This window comes from Solimonas variicoloris DSM 15731, assembly GCF_000382285.1.
GTDB lineage: Bacteria > Pseudomonadota > Gammaproteobacteria > Nevskiales > Nevskiaceae > Solimonas > Solimonas variicoloris.
Genome location: NZ_KB907950.1, coordinates 18710 through 35812, shown reverse-complemented (window position 1 = coordinate 35812; position 17103 = coordinate 18710). Strand labels below are relative to the sequence as shown.

Below are 17103 nucleotides of genomic sequence, written 5' to 3'. Positions count from 1 at the left end.
GACTGCGGACTACGGCGGAACTGGCTCAAAGGATCGGAAGGGGATGTGCTGCATCCGGTGTTGTGTGCCGCCGGCTACAACCTGCGCTGGTTGATGCGGGCCATTGCCCGGTTGGGACTGAAGGCCCTTTTTGCACTCTGGCTTCTGGTCGGGATGCTTGAGCGGGTGGTCAGTGACGAGGGGGGCATGGCCGCCGGGTCGGCGGCTGGCGGCGGTGAATTGAATATTTCAGGACCGACTCGATACTGGCATCGGTTCTGCAAGCACATCGCTCGACACCGTGCGCGCAGACCGCAGCCACGGGCATAACGACATCGAGGAGAACACCATGAGCAGTCCGGCCGGCACCTTCGGCGCCACCACACCCGCCATCAGCAAGTCGGAGACGCGGCGCGTCATCTTCGCGTCCTCGCTCGGCACTGTCTTCGAGTGGTACGACTTCTACCTCTACGGCTCGCTGGCGGCGATCATCGCCAAACAGTTCTTCTCCGGCCTCAACGACACCAGCGCCTTCATCTTCGCGCTGCTGGCCTTTGCCGCCGGCTTCGCGGTGCGACCGTTCGGCGCGCTGGTGTTCGGCCGTCTCGGCGATCTGGTCGGCCGCAAATACACGTTCCTGATCACCATCCTGATCATGGGTCTTTCGACCTTCCTGGTCGGCGTGCTGCCGAGCTATGCCTCGATCGGCGTCGCCGCGCCGGTGATCCTGATCTCGCTGCGTCTGCTGCAGGGCCTCGCGCTCGGCGGTGAGTACGGCGGTGCGGCGACCTACGTCGCCGAGCACGCACGCGACGACAACCGCGGGCAGGCGACGAGCTGGATCCAGACGACGGCGACCGGCGGCCTGTTCCTGTCGCTGCTGGTGATCCTCGGCTGCCGCCTCGCGCTCGGCAACGAAGCGTTCGAAGCCTGGGGCTGGCGCATTCCGTTCCTGGTCTCGGCGCTGCTGCTGGCGATCTCGGTCTACATCCGCCTGCAGCTGAACGAATCGCCGCTGTTCAAGAAGATGAAGGAGGAAGGCAAGCACTCGAAGGCGCCGCTGACGGAAGCGTTCGGCCAGTGGAAGAACCTGAAGGTGGTCATCCTCGCGCTGTTCGGCGCGACCGCCGGCCAGGCGGTGGTCTGGTACACCGGCCAGTTCTACGCGCTGTACTTCCTGACGCAGACGCTGAAGGTCGACGCGACCACGGCCAATCTGCTGATCGCCGCCGGCCTGCTGATCGGCACGCCGTTCTTCATCTTCTTCGGCTGGCTGTCCGACCGCATCGGCCGCAAGAGCGTGATCATGGCCGGCTGCCTGCTCGCGGCGCTGACCTACTTCCCGATCTTCAAGGCCATCACCCACTACGCCAACCCGACGCTCGAAACCGCCGCCGCGACCGCGCCGGTGGTCGTCGTCGCCGATCCGAAGGAGTGCAGCTTCCAGTTCGACCCGGTCGGCAAGAAGGTCTTCAACAGCTCCTGCGACATCGCCAAGAGCGCGCTCGCCAAGGCCGGCGTGCCGTACGCCAACGAAGCGGCGCCGGCCGGCACGGTCGCGCAGGTCAGGATCGGCAGCACGGCGCTGTCCTCGTTCGACGGCAAGGCGCTCGACAAGGCCGCGTTCAAGGAGCAGAGCGCCGCGTTCGGCAAGTCGCTCGGCGACGCGCTGGCGGCGGCCAGCTATCCGAAGAAGGCGGATCCGGCACAGATCAACAAACCGATGCTGATCGTGCTGCTGACGGTCCTCGTCATCTACGTGACGATGGTCTACGGCCCGATCGCCGCCTGGCTGGTCGAGATGTTCCCGACCCGCATCCGCTACAGCTCGATGTCGCTGCCGTACCACATCGGCAACGGCTGGTTCGGCGGCTTCGTGCCGACGATCGCCTTCGCGCTGGTCAGCCTGCATGGCGACATCTACTACGGCCTGTGGTATCCGATCGTGGTCGCGGTGATGACGCTGGTGATCGGCACGCTGTTCCTGCGCGAAACCAAGGGCAGCTCGCTGCACGCCAACGACTGAGGTTGCGCGTGACGCGCCACCGGCGTGTACCGGCCCCGACACGGTGTGTCGGGGCCGCTCGCATCCGGCGCTGAAATCCGGCGCCGGGATGCGGAATAATCTTCAAGGTCCGAAAACGAAAGAGCGCGGCCGAGAAACCGCGCCCAAGCTCGCAGGAGAAGCTCATGAGTGAGAAGCAGAACATCCAGTCCGTGCTCAGCGAGAACCGCGTGTTCGCGCCGCGTCCGGAGTTCGTCGCCAAGGCGCGACTCGACGCGGACCGGCTCGCCGCGCTGCACGCCGCCGCGGCCCGGGACCACGTCGGCTTCTGGGCCGATCTCGCGAAGAAGGAACTCAGCTGGCAGACGCCGTTCACCAGGGCGCTCGACGACCGCAAGGCGCCGAACTACGAGTGGTTCGCCGACGGCCGCCTCAACGCCTCGGCGAACTGCCTCGACCGCCACCTCGGAGCCAAGAGCGACAAGATCGCGATCCGCTTCGAAGGCGAGCCGGGCGATACGAAGAACTACACGTACCGCGAGCTGCACGCCGAAGTCTGCCGGGTCGCCAACGCGCTGAAGGCGCTCGGCGTCGGCAAGGGCGACCGCGTCGTCATCTACATGCCGATGGTGCCCGAGGCGGTCATGGCGATGCAGGCCTGCGCGCGCATCGGCGCGATCCACAGCATCGTCTTCGGCGGCTTCTCGTCGTCGTCGCTGAAGGACCGCATCGAGGACGCCGGCGCCAAGCTGCTGATCACCGCCGACGGCGGCCATCGCGCCGGCCACATCGTCGACCTGAAGAAAGCCGTCGACGAAGCGCTGTCGCAGGGCTGCAAGACGATCGACAAGGTGCTGGTGCTGCGCCGCACGGGCCATCCGGTGCACTTCGACGCTGCCCGCGAAATCTGGTGGCACGACATCGTGCCCAAACAGTCCGAGCGCTGCGAACCGGAATGGGTCGAGGCCGAGCATCCGCTGTTCCTGCTCTACACCTCGGGCTCCACCGGCAAGCCCAAGGGCATCCAGCATTCCACCGGCGGCTATCTGCTCGGCGCCGCCGTCAGCTGCCAGTGGGTGTTCGATCTGCGCGACGACGATGTGTTCTGGTGCACCGCCGACATCGGCTGGATCACCGGCCACTCCTACGTCTGCTACGGCCCGCTCGCCAACGGCGCGACGATCATGATGTACGAGGGCGCGCCGACGGTGCCCGATGCCGGCCGCTTCTGGAAGATCGCGCAGGATCATGGCGTGACCATCTTCTACACCGCGCCGACCGCGATCCGCGCGCTGATGAAGCTGGGCGACGACTGGCCGAAGAAGTACGACCTCTCCAAGCTGCGCCTGCTCGGCAGCGTCGGCGAGCCGATCAATCCGGAGGCCTGGATGTGGTACCACACCGTGATCGGCAAGGAAAAGCTGCCGATCGTCGATACCTGGTGGCAGACCGAGACCGGCGCCATCATGATCTCGCCGATTCCCGGCGCGGTGCCGACCAAGCCGGGCTCCTGCACCAAGCCGCTGCCCGGCATCGCCGTGGAAGTGGTCGACGAATCCGGCGAGATCATCAAGGACAACAACGTCGGCGGCTATCTGGTCGTCACCAAGCCCTGGCCGTCGATGCTGCGCACGATCTGGAACGACAACGAGCGCTACATCAAGACCTACTGGGCGCAGTTCGGCAACAAATACTACGTGGCCGGCGACTCCACGCATCGCGACGAGGACGGCTATTACTGGATCATGGGCCGCATCGACGACGTGCTCAACGTCTCCGGTCATCGTCTCGGCACCATGGAGATCGAAAGCGCGCTGGTCAGCCATCCGGCCGTCGCCGAAGCGGCCGTCGTCGGCCGTCCGCATGAGGTCAAGGGCGAGAGCGTGTTCGCGTTCGTCATCTGCCGCGGCGAACGCCCGACCGGTGCGGCCGCCGAGAAACTGGCGAAGGAACTGCGCGATCACGTCGGCCACGAGATTGGCGCGCTCGCCAAGCCGGACGACATCCGTTTCGCCGAGAACCTGCCCAAGACCCGCTCCGGCAAGATCATGCGCCGCCTGCTGCGCTCGATCGCCAAGGGCGAGGCGATCACGCAGGACGTCTCGACCCTGGAGAATCCGGCGATCGTCGCCCAGCTCGCCGGCAAGGCCTGAGCGCGACCGCGCATCGAGCCCGGTTGCATGATGCGGCCGGCGTCCCGCCAGGACGCCGGCCGTTTCTTTTTCCGCTCCTCGCCGGGCATGCACCCGCGGCGCCGGCCTGGCCCGCGACGACGCGGCCAATCACGGCTGGCGATAGACCAGCCAGGTGTTCAGCAGATAGGCGAGCAGCAGCACCCAGCCGACCCCGCGCTGGCGCGATCGCGTGCCGCCGGCCGCGGCGAGTGCCGCGAGCACGATGCCGGTCATCAGCAGCGCCACCGCGGCCGACGTGGCGTGAACCGGCGCGACCGCCGCGAACAGCGGACCCGGGCGGTACGCCACATCGTCGAACGCCAGCAGCAGGACGTTGAACAGATTGCTGCCGAGCAGATTGCCGATCGCCATGTCGATCGCGCCGATGCGCGCCGCGGCGATCGTGACGACGATCTCCGGCATCGAGGTCGCGGCGGCAATGAACAGCGTGCCGACGAAGCTCTGCTGCCAGTGCATCGCCACGGCGAGCCGCGCGCCGACCAGCGGCAGCCACACGCCGGCGACGGCGACGATGATCGCGGCGCCGAGGTAGCGGACCAGCGCCGCAGTCAGCGGCGGCCCGGCGCTCGCCGCCGGCGCCGGCCGCGCCGCCGGCGCCGGCCGCGCCGCCTCGCCGGCGAAGATCGCCCGCATCGCCAGCGCGTAGGCCGCGAGCAGCAGCAGCGAGAACACGCCGACATGGCCGAACGTCAGCAGCGCCGTGCGCGGCGCGACCAGCAGGCCGGTCAGCGCCAGCGCCAGCAGCACGACGCCGAACGCCGCGGTCATCAGATGCGTGCGACTGACGGCCGCGAACACCGGCCGCTCGCGCAAGCCGATCAGCAGCGCGCCGAGAATCGCCAGGTTGAAGATGCAGCTGCCGAAGACATCACCGGCCGCGATGTCCGGCGCCTCGGCGAGGCCGGCGGCGCTGAGGCCGGTCACGAGCTCCGGCAGCGAGGTGACCGTGGCGAGCAGCGCCAGACCGATCCAGCTGCCCGACAAGCCGGTGCGCTGCGCGATCGCCTCGCCGCTGCGGCACAGCTCGGGGCCGGCGAGACCGATCAGCGCCAGGCACAGCAGGAACTGCGCCCACAGCGTCAGCGCCGGGGCCATGCCAGGCATCCGTGCCATCCGCGACCGTCCTGCAGCACTGTCCCCTCCCTCGCGCCGAAACGGCGACGCACGCCGACCTTAGCAGCCGCATCCGCGACCGCGACTGACGAGGATCAAGCGGTGGAAGTACCGACGTCTGCAGCCGCATGCTGGCCAACGCGATCGAGCACAGCGAGAAAGTCGTCGCACCAGCGGCTGACGTCGCAGTCGGCGAGGCCGCGCATCAGTTCGGCGTGGCGCTCGCGGCGTTCCTCGACGGCCATGTGCCGCGCCGTCTGCAGCGCCTCGGCGACGCCGGCGATGTCGTACGGATTGACGATCAGCGCCGCTCCCATCTGCCGGCTGCAGCCGGCGAAACGCGACAGCACCAGCACGCCGGGGTCGGCGGAATCCTGCGCGGCGACGTATTCCTTGGCGACCAGATTCATGCCGTCGCGCAGCGGCGTGACGAGCCCGACGCGGCTCATGCGATAGAGCCCGGCGAGCTGGCGCCGCGTGATCGCGCGGTTGATGTAGCGCAGCGGCGTCCAGTCGAACTGCGCGAAGCGGCCGTTGATGCGCCCGGCCAGCGCCTCGAGCTCCTCGCGAATGTGCACGTACTCGGGCACGTCGCCGCGCGAAGTCGGCGCGATCTGCAGGAAGCTGATCTGGCCATGCGCGTCCGGGTAGTCCTCGAGCAGTTTCTGGTAGGCCAGGAAGCGCTCGGGCAGACCCTTGGTGTAGTCGAGCCGGTCGACGCCGATGATCTGCGCGCGATTGAAGATCGCCGCCTTCAGGCGCTCGGCATCGCGGCGGGCATCGGCGCTGCGCGCCATCTGCGCGAACTGCGCGGTGTCGATGCCGATCGGGAAGGCGCGCGCGACGACCTTGCGGCCGTAGGCGCGCAGGGTCTCGCCGTCGATGATGCCGCCGGCCTCGCGCAGCACGTAGTCGCGGAAGGCCTGCAGATCGCCTTCGGTCTGGAAGCCGAGCAGGTCGTAAGCCATCAGCGCACGCACCAGGCGGTCGGCGCTCGGCAGCGCGGTCAGCAGCTCGCGCACCGGAAACGGGATGTGCAGGAAGAAGCCGAGCTTCTGCTGCGCGCCCATCTCGCGCAGCGTCTCGCCGAACGGCAGCAGGTGATAGTCGTGCACCCAGACCAGATCGTCGTCGCCGAGCAGCGGCGCCAGCGCCTGCGCGAAACGCCGGTTGACGCGCTGATAGCCGTCGTAGAAGCGACGATCGAACGTGGCGAGATCGAGACGGTAATGGAACAGCGGCCACAGGCAGCGATTGGCGAAGCCGTTGTAGTAGTCGTCGAGCTCGGCCTGCGTCAGATCGAGCGTGGCCCGCGTGACGCCGCCGACGGTCTGCGTCTGCGCGCGGGCCGCCGGAGATTCGGAGACCTCGCCGCTCCAGCCGAACCACAGACCGCGGCGGCGCTGCAGGGCCTCGGCCAGCGCCACTGCAAGACCGCCGGCGCGCGCGGTGCCGCGCAGCGGACCGACGCGGTTCGAGACCACGACCAGGCGGCTCATGCGGCGCTCTCCCGCGCGCGCGACGCGGCATCGGCGCTGCGCGCCAGCCAGGCATGCACGGCGGCGACGCCGTCGAGCCGATAGCAGGCCCCGCTCGCGCCGGGACCGACCTTGATGCCGTAGCCGCCGCACGCCGCGGCGCGGCGGAAGCCATCCTCGTCGGTGGTGTCGTCGCCGACGAAGACCGGTCGCCGGCCGGCGAACAGCGGCCGCGCCAGCAGGGCATCGACGGCGAGCCCCTTGTGCAGGCCGCGAGGCCGCGCCTCGACGACCATCTTGCCGACCAGCACGTCGAGCCCGTGCCGCGCGGCCAGTTCGCGCATGCTCGTCTGGCAGAGCTCGGCACGTTCCGGCGCAGCGCGATAGTGCAGCGCCACCGCAGCGCCCTTGGCTTCGACGAGCAGCTGCGGATCGTTGCCGAAACGCGAAACGACGTCGGCGGCCATCGCCGCGACGCCGGGCCAGGCACGGCGCTGCGGCGTGGCGTTGCCGTGCACGCGCAGTTCGGCGCCATGCTGGCCGGCGCCCGGCAGCTGCAGTGGCAGCAGGTGTTCGTCGATCTGACGCAGCGGCCTGCCGCTGACGATCGCCAGTGCGCCGCCGAGCAGGCGCTGCGTACGCTCGATCAGGGCGACGAGTTCAGGGGCGACGCGCACCAGCTCGGGACGCTCCGCGATCTCGGCGAGCGTGCCGTCGAAATCGAGGAACAAAGCGTCGCGTGGCGCGAGCAGCGGCGGCAGGGCCGCTTCTGGGACTCGTGACATTTGCATCGTGGTTCGATTGTCGGCAATCGATCCAAGCCGCACAACCCGAGCGATTCAGTGCGCATTCAGATCGGCGCCGCGCGCTGCATGCGCAGCGAGACCGGCACGCGCGCGTCCGGCGCGCGGCGCGGCAGCGACGCGGTGAAGAATCCGTGTCGCTCGTACAGGCGCCGTGCCGCGATATTGCCGTCGGCAACATCGAGCACGCTGTGCCGGCAGCCGTGCAGCGCCGCCACGCGCTGCGCATACGCCAGCATGCGCGAGGCGATGCCGCGCCGCCGCCAGTGGTCCGCCACCGCGAGATGCGCGATGTACAGATCGCGCTCGCCCGGCGGCGCCTGCATCTCGCCGACGCGCATGGCACGGCGCAGCACGCCGAATGCGGTCCACGGCAGGTGGAAGCGGAAGTACTGCATGACCGTCACGCGCGACAGGCGCACGGCATCGTCGCCGGCGTACAGCGCCACGCTGCCGATCACCTCGCCGTCCTGCTCGGCAACGTGATGCGCGCGCCAGCCGAGCAGGCCTTCGCCGCTGGCGAGCGCGTAATGCAGGAAGTCCGTCGCCGGCCGCCCGGCAGCGCCGAACACGTAGTCGAACACGGCCGGCCCCGAGGCGTAGACGAGCGGCGTCAGCGACGCTGCGTCGTCACGTCGCGCCGGCCGGATCGTCGGCAGGTCGGCACGCATGCGATGAAGGTCGTGGACGTTCATGGAGGGGATCGTAACGCGCCGGACAGGGCGATGAGATCGCACCGCCGCGTCCGTCAGCGCCGACGCTCAACGGCAGCTGCGCATCGGCGCGGCACGCGCTTCGATGACCAGCAGATTGTCGCGGGCGCGCTGGTAGTCCGGCTCGCGTTCGAGCGCGCGCCGATAGGCGGCAGCGGCCTCGGCGTCACAGCCGGCGAGCTGGTACGCGTAGCCGAGATTGTTGTACGGCCGCGCCTTGTCCGGCGAGGCGGCGACGGTCGTCCGCCACAGCGCGATCTCGCTCGCGTAATCGGCGTTGCGGCGCTGTGTGCCCGCGCCGAGCAGCAGCGCGAGCGCCAGCAGCAGCGGGGCGACGCGCCGCCAGGCGCCGGCCGCGAACGCACCGCGCGCCGCCAGTTCGAGCGCCAGCGCCAGGCTCGGCCCGATCAGCGGCAGGTAGAGCTGGCGGTCGTTGACGAGGTCGTAGCGCGGCAGGATCGAATTGGTCGGCAGCAGTCCGATCAGGCACCAGCCGAGAGCGAAGCTCCACCACGGCCGCGCCTGCCGCAGCGCAACGGCCATCGCCAGCAGCGCCACCAGCAGCGCCGCGCTCACCGCCAGCGCCGGCGTCCACTGCGTCGCCACGGCGAGCGCGGGATCGATGTTCGGCGCACGCAGGCCGAGCGCCAGTTCCGCCAGATAGCGCAGCGCCTGCAGCTGCGACAGCAGGTTGTCGGCGATGGTGCGCGTGCCGAGACTGGCGAGCAGAAATTCGCGATAGCGCGAATGCAGCACCATCCAGCCGCCGAGCAGCAAGGGCAGCAGCAGCAAAGCGCCGAGGCGCCAGACGACACCACGACGCGCGCCGTCGCCGGAACGCCGCGCCAGGCCGCAGACTTCGGCGAGCGCGAACAGCAGCGGCAGCACCGCCGCCGGTTCCTTGGTCGCCATCGCCAGCACGTACAGCGTCGCCGCGAGCCACCAGCGACGCTGCAGATAGGCCAGCGTCGAGGCCAGCATCAGCAGTGTCATCAGCGACACCGAGCGGCCGCTGATGTAGGTGACCGCTTCGGTCTGCGCCGGATGCAGGGCGAACAGCAGCGCGGCGACGAGCACGGCGCGCCGGCGCGCGGCGATGTCGAGCGCCGGCAGCCAGCGGACGCAGGCCCGCTCGACGAGGCATGCGACCAGCAGCACGTTGGCGGCGTGGATCAGCAGATTGTCGAGATGAAAGACGAGCGCGCCGCCACCGAAGCGCGCGGCGAGCTGCCAGTCGACCAGATGGCTGAGCTTGAGCAAGGGCCGCAGGCCGCGGCCGAGATCGGCCCACCACGCCGCCCAGTCGTGCGCGGCGTGCACTTCGACGAAGGCGTCGAAATCGTCGAACTGGAAGGGCCCGCCGAGCGCGTTCGCGTACGCCAGCGCGACGGCGAGCACGAGCAGCAGCGGCACCTGCCAGGCGCCGACCGCGGCCGCGTCAGACCGGGCCAGCGCCATGTTCGTGCCGCGCGTGCGTCAGCCGCTGCTCAGTGGCCGATCAGCGGCCGAGCCAGTTGAGGACCTTCTGGGCGCCGTCCTGCACGCTCTTGGTGGCCTGCGTCGCCGGCGTCGACGGCCGCGAGCTGCCGCTGCGGCCGGAGCTGCCGGCGCGACCGAAACGGGTTTCGTAGCCGCAGCTGGCCTCGCCGCCGGCAACGTAAACCGCCTCGCCACGCGCGGCGCCCTTGCCGGCCACCCAGCCGCCGCCGTACTGCCAGGCGGCCTGCGACAGCTTCGCGAGCCCGTCGACCTCGCCGAGAATCTGGCTCTGATAGCCGTACAGCTGCGAACGACCGGTATAGCTGCGCGCGGCGCCGCCGTACTGGGCCGGCGCGAGCACGCGGTCGGCCTCGGCCGCCGCCTTGCGGCTGCGCGCCAACTGCTGCTGGTACGTGCCCTGCAGCTGCGTCAGCTGCTGCGCACCGAGCGCCGCATGCTGGTCCCAGCACGCAGCCGTCTTCGCCCGCAGACAGGGCAGCGCCTGGGCCGCATCACCGCTGGCGACGCAGGCCGCCGCCTCGCGGCTGAGCCGCTGGTCGAGCTCGCGGTGCGCGCGCTCCAGTCCGGCGATCAGCTGCGCGTTAGCGACGGCATCCTGCGCCTGCGCCACCACCTGCTGCTGGTAATTGAGATAGGCACGCGTCGCCGCCTGCACGGCCGGCGGCTCCTGACCGGCGAAGTTCGCGCCGCCGGCATAGCTGCTGCCCATGCTCTTCTGCATCTGGCTGTTCATCTTCATCGCCAGCGCCATCTTCTCGGCGTCCGACATCTTCTCGAACTTTTCCTGGAATGCCTCGCTGGTGACGTCCTCGCCGGCCGCCGCGTTGAGATCCTGGTGCATGCCCTGCGCGGCGACCTGCCCCTCGGCCGCGGCCGCCTGCATCCTGGCCTCGATCGCCTGCTTGCGCGTGTCGTACTGGCGCTGGAACGCCGCGAACGCCGTGCCATCCAGCGTTGCGCGCTGATCTTCGATGCGCATGCGCGCCGCCGCTTCGGCAGTCGTCTTCGGCGGGCCCGGCACACGTTCGAACCACGGCGCCAGAGCCTCGTCGCCGGCCGCATGCACCACCACCGGACCGAGCCACGCCGAGGCGGCCGCGGCCACGACCATCAGCTTGCAGAGCGATTTCATGTCATCCCCCAACACCGGATTCGAAAGGCCGCGAGTTCAGCAGCTGCGCCGGCGGGCTACCGTGCACTCGGACACACGGACGCGCGCGTGCGCCGCCGTTTCGTGCGGCAGTTCGCATCGTCGCCGACGCCGTCCCCGCGGCGCGGACAGATGCCTGACATCGCAGCGCCGGCACCATTCGCGCCGGCGTGCCAGGACTTCAGCTCGAACGCCGCGCCATGAAGGCGACGCGCTCGAACAGATGCACGTCGGCCTCGTTCTTCAGCAGCGCGCCGTACAGCGGCGGCAGCGTCTTCTTGGTGCTGGTTTCGCGCAACACCGCCGGATCGATGTCCTCGGCCATCAGCAGCTTGAGCCAGTCGAGCAGCTCGGAGGTCGACGGCTTCTTCTTCAGGCCCGGCAGCTCGCGCAGGCCGAAGAACACTTCCATCGCGTCTTTCGTGAGGTTCTTCTTGAGATCCGGGAAGTGCACGTCGACGATCTTCTGCATCGTTTCCTTGTCGGGGAAACGGATGTAGTGGAAGAAGCAGCGGCGCAGGAACGCGTCCGGCAGTTCCTTCTCGTTGTTCGAGGTGATGATGATGATCGGCCGGTTCTTGGCGCGGATCGTCTCGCGCGTCTCGTGGACGTAGAACTCCATCTGATCGAGCTCGCGCAGCAGGTCGTTCGGGAACTCGATGTCGGCCTTGTCGATCTCGTCGATCAGCAGCACCGGCTGCGTGTCCGACGAAAACGCCTCCCACAGCTTGCCCTTGACGATGTAGTTGCCGATGTCGCGCACCTTCTCGTCGCCAAGCTGCGAATCGCGCAGACGCGAAACCGCGTCGTACTCGTAGAGCCCGTGCTGGGCCTTGGTCGTCGACTTGATCGCCCAGTCGAGGAACGGACGGTTCAGCGCTCGCGCGATCTCGCGCGCCAGCTGCGTCTTGCCAGTGCCCGGCTCGCCCTTGACCAGCAGCGGACGCTGCAGCGTCACGGCCGCGTTGACCGCCATCATCAGGTCGTCGGTGGCGACGTAGTTCTCGGTACCTTCGAAGCGCATTGCGGTGTTTCCGTTCTGAAGAGGCAAAACAGCAGATTTCACAGATTACACAGATTATTCGAAAGTCAGGCTGGCGCCGCCTGCCGCGCCGGCCCGCCACCGCGCCGCCTTCAGCCGAGCGGCGCGAACAACTCGGCGACGGTCTCGGCGTCGAAGTCCGGATGCTCGCCGCTGTCGGCGAACAGGGCATCGGCCAGCTGCCGCTTGCGCGTCTGCAGCTCGGCGATCTTTTCTTCGACCGTCCCTTCGCTGAGCAGCTTGTAGACGAACACCGGCTTGTCCTGGCCGATGCGGTGCGCGCGATCGGTCGCCTGGTTCTCGACCGCCGGGTTCCACCACGGATCGTAGTGGATCACGGTGTCGGCCGCCGTCAGGTTGAGGCCGACGCCGCCGGCTTTCAGGCTGATCAAAAACAACGGCACCTCGCCGCGCTGGAAACGGTCGACCAGCGATTCGCGGTCCTGCGTCGCGCCGGTCAACAGCAGATAGTCGATGCCGCGCGCCTTCAGCTCCGCCTCGATCAGCGCCAGCATCGAAGTGAACTGCGAGAACAGCAGGACGCGGCGGCCCTCGCACAGCATGTCCGGCAGCAGCGTCATCAGCAGATCCAGCTTCGCCGATTCGCGCACCGGCTCGGCTTCCGGGTTCTTCAGCAGACGCGGATCGCAGCAGATCTGGCGCAGCTTGAGCAGCGCCGCAAGCAGGGCGATGCGCGACTGCGCCAGACCGTGGCGCTCGATCTCGGCGCACAGTTCGTCGTGCATCGCCGTGCGCACAGTCTCGTAGAGATCGCGCTGCGCGCCTTCGAGCGCGACGCTGCGGGTGATTTCGGTGCGCGGCGGCAGTTCGCGCGCGACCTCGTTCTTCGTGCGCCGCAGCAGGAACGGACCGAGGCGGCGCGCCAGCTGCGCGCGCACACCGGCGTCGTCGTGCTTCTCGATCGGCGTGCGGAAGCGGCGGCGGAAACTCTTGTCGTCGCCGAGATAGCCGGGCATCAGGAACTGGAACAGCGACCACAGCTCGCCGAGGTGATTCTCGAGCGGCGTGCCGGACAGGCACAGGCGGTGCCGGGCGTCGAGCTCGCCGACGGCGTGCGCCGCCTTCGAACGCGGATTCTTGATGTTCTGCGCCTCGTCGAGGATCAGCAGATGCCAGTGCTGGCGGCGCAGTGCGTCGAGGTCGCGCGGCAGCAGCGCGTAGGTGGTCAGCACCAGGTCGACGTGCGCCATCGCCGAGAAACGCTTGCGCCGCTCGTGGCCGTGCAGCACCAGCACGCGCAGATCGGGCGCGAAGCGCGCCGCCTCGCGGCGCCAGTTGAAGACCAGGCTGGTCGGCGCGACCACCAGCGCCGGCCGGTCGAGACGACCCTGCTCCTTCTCGAGCAGCACGTGGGCGAGGGTCTGCAGCGTCTTGCCCAGGCCCATGTCGTCGGCGAGCACGCCGCCGAGGCCGCGCGCGCGCAGCTGCTGCAGCCAGACGAGACCGTCGCGCTGGTAGCCGCGCAGCTGCGCCTGCAGGCCGCGTGGCGGCTCGACCTCCACCGGCACCGGCACCGTGCCGGCGGCGAACTGCAGCCCGCCCTCGCGGCCCAGCCCTTCGAGCAGGGCGCCGGCCCAGTGCGGCAGGCGCAGGCTGCCGTCGTCGCGCAGCGGCGCGTCCTCGTAGAGTTCGATCAGCGTGCCGAGGATCGGCTTGACGCGTCCCGCCGGCAGGCGGATCAGGCGACCGGCGTCGTCGCGCACGATCAGCGGCGCATCGTCGGCCATCGCCTGCAGACGCGCCGGCGTCAGCTTGTCGCCGGCCTGGCGCAGCAAGGCGACCAGCAGCGGCAGCAGCGGCGTCTCGCGACCGTCGATGACGATCTGCAGGCCGACGTCGAACCAACCGCCGTCGCCGTGCGCGGCGACGCGCAGGCGCCAGTCGCTGTCGTCCGGCTCGTGCAGGCGCCACGGAAAATCCGGATCGATCTCCAGGCGCCAGCCCTCGGCGCGCAGCTTCGGCGCCTCGGCGGCAAGAAAGTCGACCCAGCCGGCGCGGCCGACACTCGGCGGCGGCGCCAGCAGGCCGGTCTCGCGGCGGTAGTAGTCGCGCACCGGTTCGAGCCGCGTCTGCCGCAACCGCGCGAGCAGCGCCTGCTCGCGCGCCGCCTGTCGCTCGATCTGCGTGACCACGCCGTCCTGCACGCGCACCAGCGGCAGCGGCGCCGAGCCCGGCGCACAGCGCAGCCCGGCATAGTCGAAGCTCAGCGAGGCCGCGTCGATCGCCTCCTCGCGCGCCCACGATTGCGGCAGCCAGGCCTGACGCAAGGCCAGCACCGGCACCGGCTGCACGTCGCGACGGCGGCGGAACTGCACGGCCGGCGGCGGCGGCACGCGCAGCGCGTGCTCGCCGAGCGTCGCCGACCAGCGCTCGGCGAGCCGCGCCAGCTGATCGGGCGGCAGCGGCTCGACGCGCAGCAACTGCGCCGCCAGCCCCGCCGGCACGCCGCACTCGACCGGCCCGGCGAGCGATTTGCGCACGTCCACGTACCACGGCGGCTGCAGCGGCAGAATCGTCGCAGCGCCTTCGACGTCCAGCGTCAACCGGCTGCGTCCGTCGTCACCGAGCTGCCAGCGGAAGCTGCCGTCGCGCGCTTCGCCGCGGCTCAGCGCCGGCGCCTGCTCGCTGCGCCAGTGGCAGCGACCGCTGGCAACCAGGCGGGCCAGCAGCTCGGCGCCCCAGGCCCCGTCGAGCGCCCATGGCGGACCCGCGTCGCGCTGCTGGGCGTCGATGAACTGCAGCAACCGGCGGTCGAATTCGCCAACGTGGCGGGCGTGGCTGTGCGCGGCCTTCGGCTGCGGCTGCGCGCCGCTGTAGCCGCCGTCGGTGCGCCGGCGCGCGCTGATCGCCTGCAGGAGCGCGGCCCGCGCCAGTGTCGGATCGCCATCGAGCAGGTAGAGCAGGCGCTGCAGACCGTCGGCTTCGTCGTCCGCCGGCGGCGCCGTGTCGAGCTCGCGCAGGCAGCCGGCAAGGTCCGGCGCAGCCGCACGCCCGCTCATGGGCGCGCGCCTCGCGGCGCGGACCAGAGTCGGGAAGCAGCGGCAGGCGCGAACGCCGACGAAGACATGGGAGACTCGACAGTCAAAAGACTGTCAGTTTAGAGCCTGCGCGAAGGCGGCGCAGCTCCGCGGCGCGAGACTAGAGCAGCACCGGCGCGTCGGGCAGCTCGTTGCCGGCATCACGCCGTGCCGGCGGATGCCGGGCGAGCACCTCGGCGACGGCGGCGATGCCGGCGCAGGCGCCCTCGGCATAGCGGCCGGCGTGAAACTGCGCTTCGATCAGCTGGCAGCAGGCCTGCCATTCGGCCGCCGGCACGCGGGCATTGCCGACACCGCGGTCGGCGACGATCTCGACGTCGCGGTCGGCGAGCAGCACGTAGATGAGCACGCCGTTGTTGTGCTCGGTGTCCCAGACGCGCAGCTGCGCGAAGACCTCGGCGGCGCGCTCGCGCGGCGTCAGGCCGGCCCAGACGCGATGCAGCGGCAGCGCGGTCTCGACGGCGAAGCGGATCTCGCCGGCGTGGCGCGACTCGCAGGCGCGCACCGCCGCCTCGATCGCCGCCAGCGCCTGCGGCGGAAAGCAGCGCCGGCGCCGCCAGGGGGTTGCCGTCAGATGCCGGATGAGGCGCGCCCAGTCCATCTCACCACCTCCCCGAAGCGCCGCCGCCACCGAAGCCGCCGCCACCGCCGCCGAAGCCGCCACCGCCGAAGCCGCCACCACCGCGCGAGCTCCAGCCGCCACCGCCGAGCGGAATGGCGACGCCGAACAAGGTCAGCATGAAGGCGACGAAGCCGAAGAACGCGGCGAGCAGCAGCGTGCCGGACAGCAGCCAGACCAGGCCGAACACACTGCCGCCGGCGAGCACCGAGCCGAGCCCGGCGCCGAACACGCGGCGCAGGAACTGCGCGGCGATCAGCGCCGCGATCAGCACCGGGATCAGCGGCTCGATGCGCTGGCCGCTGCGTGCGGAGCGCTCCGGCGGCGGCGGCAGCGGCTCGCCGTCGATCACCTTGATGAGCTGGTCGACGCCGGCATCGAGGCCGCCGTAGTAATCGCCGCCGCGGAACTTCGGCACGATGATCTCGTCGATCACGCGATGGGCGATCGCATCCGGCACCACGCCCTCCAGACCGTAGCCGACCTCGATGCGGACCGTGCGGTCGTTGCGCGCGACGAGGATCAGCAGGCCGTCATCGACCCCCTTGCGGCCCAGCTTCCACTGCTCGGCGACGCGGATCGAATACTGCTCGATCGTCTCCGGCTCGGTGCTCGGCACGATCAGGATCGCGATCTGGCTGCCCTTGACCTGCTCGAAGCCCGCCAGCTTGGCCTCCAGCGCGGCGCGCTGCGCGGCGTCGAGCGTGCCGGTCTGGTCGGTGACGCGCGCCGCCAGCGCCGGCACCGGCACATCGGCGCGCGCCAGCGCCGCACCGAGCAGCAGGGTCAGCGCGACGAACGCGCGCAGCAGCACGGCGCCGCTCCCGGCTTACTTGCCGCCGCCGAAATCGACTTTCGGCGCTTCCGAGATCGCCTTCTCGTTCTCGACCGTGAAGCTCGGCTTGACCTGCATGCCGAAGACCTTGGCGGTGAGATTGGTCGGGAACGAGCGCACCGTCGTGTTGTAGGCCTGCACCGCCTGGATGTAGCGGTTGCGCGCGACGGTGATGCGGTTCTCGGTGCCTTCGAGCTGCGCCTGCAGATCGCGGAACAGCGTGTCGGCCTTGAGCTGCGGATAGTTCTCGGAGACCACCAGCAGGCGCGACAGCGCCGAGCTCAGCTCACCCTGCGCGGCGGCAAACTGCTTGAGCTTGCCTTCGTCGTTGTAGCTGTCGTTGCTGACGTTGACCTGCCCGACCTTGGCGCGCGCATTGGTGACCTCGGTCAGCACCTGCTCCTCGTGCTGGGCGTAGCCCTTCACGGTGTTGACGAGGTTGGGCACCAGATCGGCGCGGCGCTGGTACTGGTTCAGCACCTCGGCCCAGGCGGCCTTGATCTGCTCGTCCTCGCTCTGCAGCGTGTTGTAGCCACAGGCGGACAGCAGCAGCACGGACGACAGCAGCATCAGGCGGATCAGATGACGCATGGCGAACTCCCGTAGCGAAAG

The 17103-nt window shown here is 69.8% G+C and carries 13 protein-coding genes and 1 pseudogene; 3 read left to right on the top strand and 11 right to left on the bottom strand.

Annotation, left to right across the window (positions count from 1 at the left end; genetic code table 11):
- From H149_RS23865 to acs, 3 genes and pseudogenes are all read left to right on the top strand, one after another.
- Nucleotides 1-309, top strand: a pseudogene (locus H149_RS23865) (hypothetical protein); the annotation flags it as partial.
- A 19-nt stretch (nt 310-328) separates the two neighbouring features.
- On the top strand, nt 329-2005 hold the full coding sequence (locus H149_RS0117670; RefSeq protein ID WP_020651108.1) for an MFS transporter: 1677 nt from the start codon (nt 329-331) through the stop codon (nt 2003-2005).
- Nucleotides 2006-2169: 164 nt separating this feature from the next.
- On the top strand, nt 2170-4137 hold the full coding sequence (gene acs, locus H149_RS0117665) for an acetate--CoA ligase (RefSeq protein WP_020651107.1): 1968 nt from the start codon (nt 2170-2172) through the stop codon (nt 4135-4137).
- A 129-nt stretch (nt 4138-4266) separates the two neighbouring features.
- Here the strand turns inward: acs and H149_RS0117660 are convergent, their stop codons facing one another.
- The 11 genes from H149_RS0117660 to H149_RS0117610 all read right to left on the bottom strand — a co-directional run bounded on the left by H149_RS0117660 (nt 4267) and on the right by H149_RS0117610 (nt 17082).
- Nucleotides 4267-5274, bottom strand: coding sequence for a sodium:calcium antiporter (locus tag H149_RS0117660; protein WP_020651106.1), 1008 nt, complete (start codon nt 5272-5274; stop codon nt 4267-4269).
- A gap of 113 nt (nt 5275-5387) precedes the next feature.
- Nucleotides 5388-6791 carry an alpha,alpha-trehalose-phosphate synthase (UDP-forming) gene (otsA, locus tag H149_RS0117655; protein WP_020651105.1) on the bottom strand — a complete coding sequence of 468 codons (1404 nt, stop codon included), beginning with the start codon at nt 6789-6791 and terminating at the stop codon, nt 5388-5390.
- Nucleotides 6788-7555, bottom strand: a complete 768-nt coding sequence (otsB, locus tag H149_RS21600) for a trehalose-phosphatase (RefSeq protein ID WP_051101897.1) — start codon at nt 7553-7555, stop codon at nt 6788-6790. Before otsB ends, otsA begins: the two co-directional genes overlap by 4 nt.
- Nucleotides 7556-7620: 65 nt before the next feature.
- Nucleotides 7621-8268 (bottom strand): GNAT family N-acetyltransferase, encoded by a 648-nt coding sequence (locus H149_RS22430; RefSeq protein ID WP_020651103.1) that lies wholly within the window; start codon nt 8266-8268, stop codon nt 7621-7623.
- 66 nt (nt 8269-8334) lie between these two features.
- On the bottom strand, nt 8335-9744 hold the full coding sequence (locus H149_RS0117640; RefSeq protein ID WP_020651102.1) for a DUF2029 domain-containing protein: 1410 nt from the start codon (nt 9742-9744) through the stop codon (nt 8335-8337).
- Nucleotides 9745-9784: 40 nt separating this feature from the next.
- Nucleotides 9785-10918: a hypothetical protein gene (locus H149_RS0117635; protein ID WP_020651101.1), complete on the bottom strand. Its 1134-nt coding sequence runs from the start codon at nt 10916-10918 to the stop codon at nt 9785-9787.
- Between the two features lie 199 nt (nt 10919-11117).
- On the bottom strand, nt 11118-11960 hold the full coding sequence (locus tag H149_RS0117630; protein WP_020651100.1) for an AAA family ATPase: 843 nt from the start codon (nt 11958-11960) through the stop codon (nt 11118-11120).
- 110 nt (nt 11961-12070) lie between these two features.
- Nucleotides 12071-14998 carry a DEAD/DEAH box helicase gene (locus H149_RS21590; protein WP_020651099.1) on the bottom strand — a complete coding sequence of 976 codons (2928 nt, stop codon included), beginning with the start codon at nt 14996-14998 and terminating at the stop codon, nt 12071-12073.
- 139 nt (nt 14999-15137) lie between these two features.
- On the bottom strand, nt 15138-15638 hold the full coding sequence (locus H149_RS0117620; protein ID WP_020651098.1) for a TPM domain-containing protein: 501 nt from the start codon (nt 15636-15638) through the stop codon (nt 15138-15140).
- Between the two features lies 1 nt (nt 15639).
- Nucleotides 15640-16470, bottom strand: a complete 831-nt coding sequence (locus H149_RS24270; protein WP_020651097.1) for a TPM domain-containing protein — start codon at nt 16468-16470, stop codon at nt 15640-15642.
- 15 nt (nt 16471-16485) lie between these two features.
- Entirely contained in the window at nt 16486-17082 is a 597-nt protein-coding gene (locus H149_RS0117610; protein WP_020651096.1) for a LemA family protein, read from the bottom strand.
- Nucleotides 17083-17103 lie beyond the last annotated feature (21 nt).

What these genes read in the sequence shown, in the direction of transcription:
- H149_RS0117670 (WP_020651108.1), top strand. Translation starts at nt 329, where the DNA reads ATGAGCAGTCCGGCCGGCACCTTCGGCGCCACCACACCCGCCATCAGC.
- acs (WP_020651107.1), top strand. Translation starts at nt 2,170, where the DNA reads ATGAGTGAGAAGCAGAACATCCAGTCCGTGCTCAGCGAGAACCGCGTG.
- H149_RS0117660 (WP_020651106.1), bottom strand. Translation starts at nt 5,274, where the DNA reads ATGGCCCCGGCGCTGACGCTGTGGGCGCAGTTCCTGCTGTGCCTGGCG.
- otsA (WP_020651105.1), bottom strand. Translation starts at nt 6,791, where the DNA reads ATGAGCCGCCTGGTCGTGGTCTCGAACCGCGTCGGTCCGCTGCGCGGC.
- otsB (WP_051101897.1), bottom strand. Translation starts at nt 7,555, where the DNA reads ATGTCACGAGTCCCAGAAGCGGCCCTGCCGCCGCTGCTCGCGCCACGC.
- H149_RS22430 (WP_020651103.1), bottom strand. Translation starts at nt 8,268, where the DNA reads ATGAACGTCCACGACCTTCATCGCATGCGTGCCGACCTGCCGACGATC.
- H149_RS0117640 (WP_020651102.1), bottom strand. Translation starts at nt 9,744, where the DNA reads ATGGCGCTGGCCCGGTCTGACGCGGCCGCGGTCGGCGCCTGGCAGGTG.
- H149_RS0117635 (WP_020651101.1), bottom strand. Translation starts at nt 10,918, where the DNA reads ATGAAATCGCTCTGCAAGCTGATGGTCGTGGCCGCGGCCGCCTCGGCG.
- H149_RS0117630 (WP_020651100.1), bottom strand. Translation starts at nt 11,960, where the DNA reads ATGCGCTTCGAAGGTACCGAGAACTACGTCGCCACCGACGACCTGATG.
- H149_RS21590 (WP_020651099.1), bottom strand. Translation starts at nt 14,998, where the DNA reads ATGAGCGGGCGTGCGGCTGCGCCGGACCTTGCCGGCTGCCTGCGCGAG.
- H149_RS0117620 (WP_020651098.1), bottom strand. Translation starts at nt 15,638, where the DNA reads ATGGACTGGGCGCGCCTCATCCGGCATCTGACGGCAACCCCCTGGCGG.
- H149_RS0117610 (WP_020651096.1), bottom strand. Translation starts at nt 17,082, where the DNA reads ATGCGTCATCTGATCCGCCTGATGCTGCTGTCGTCCGTGCTGCTGCTG.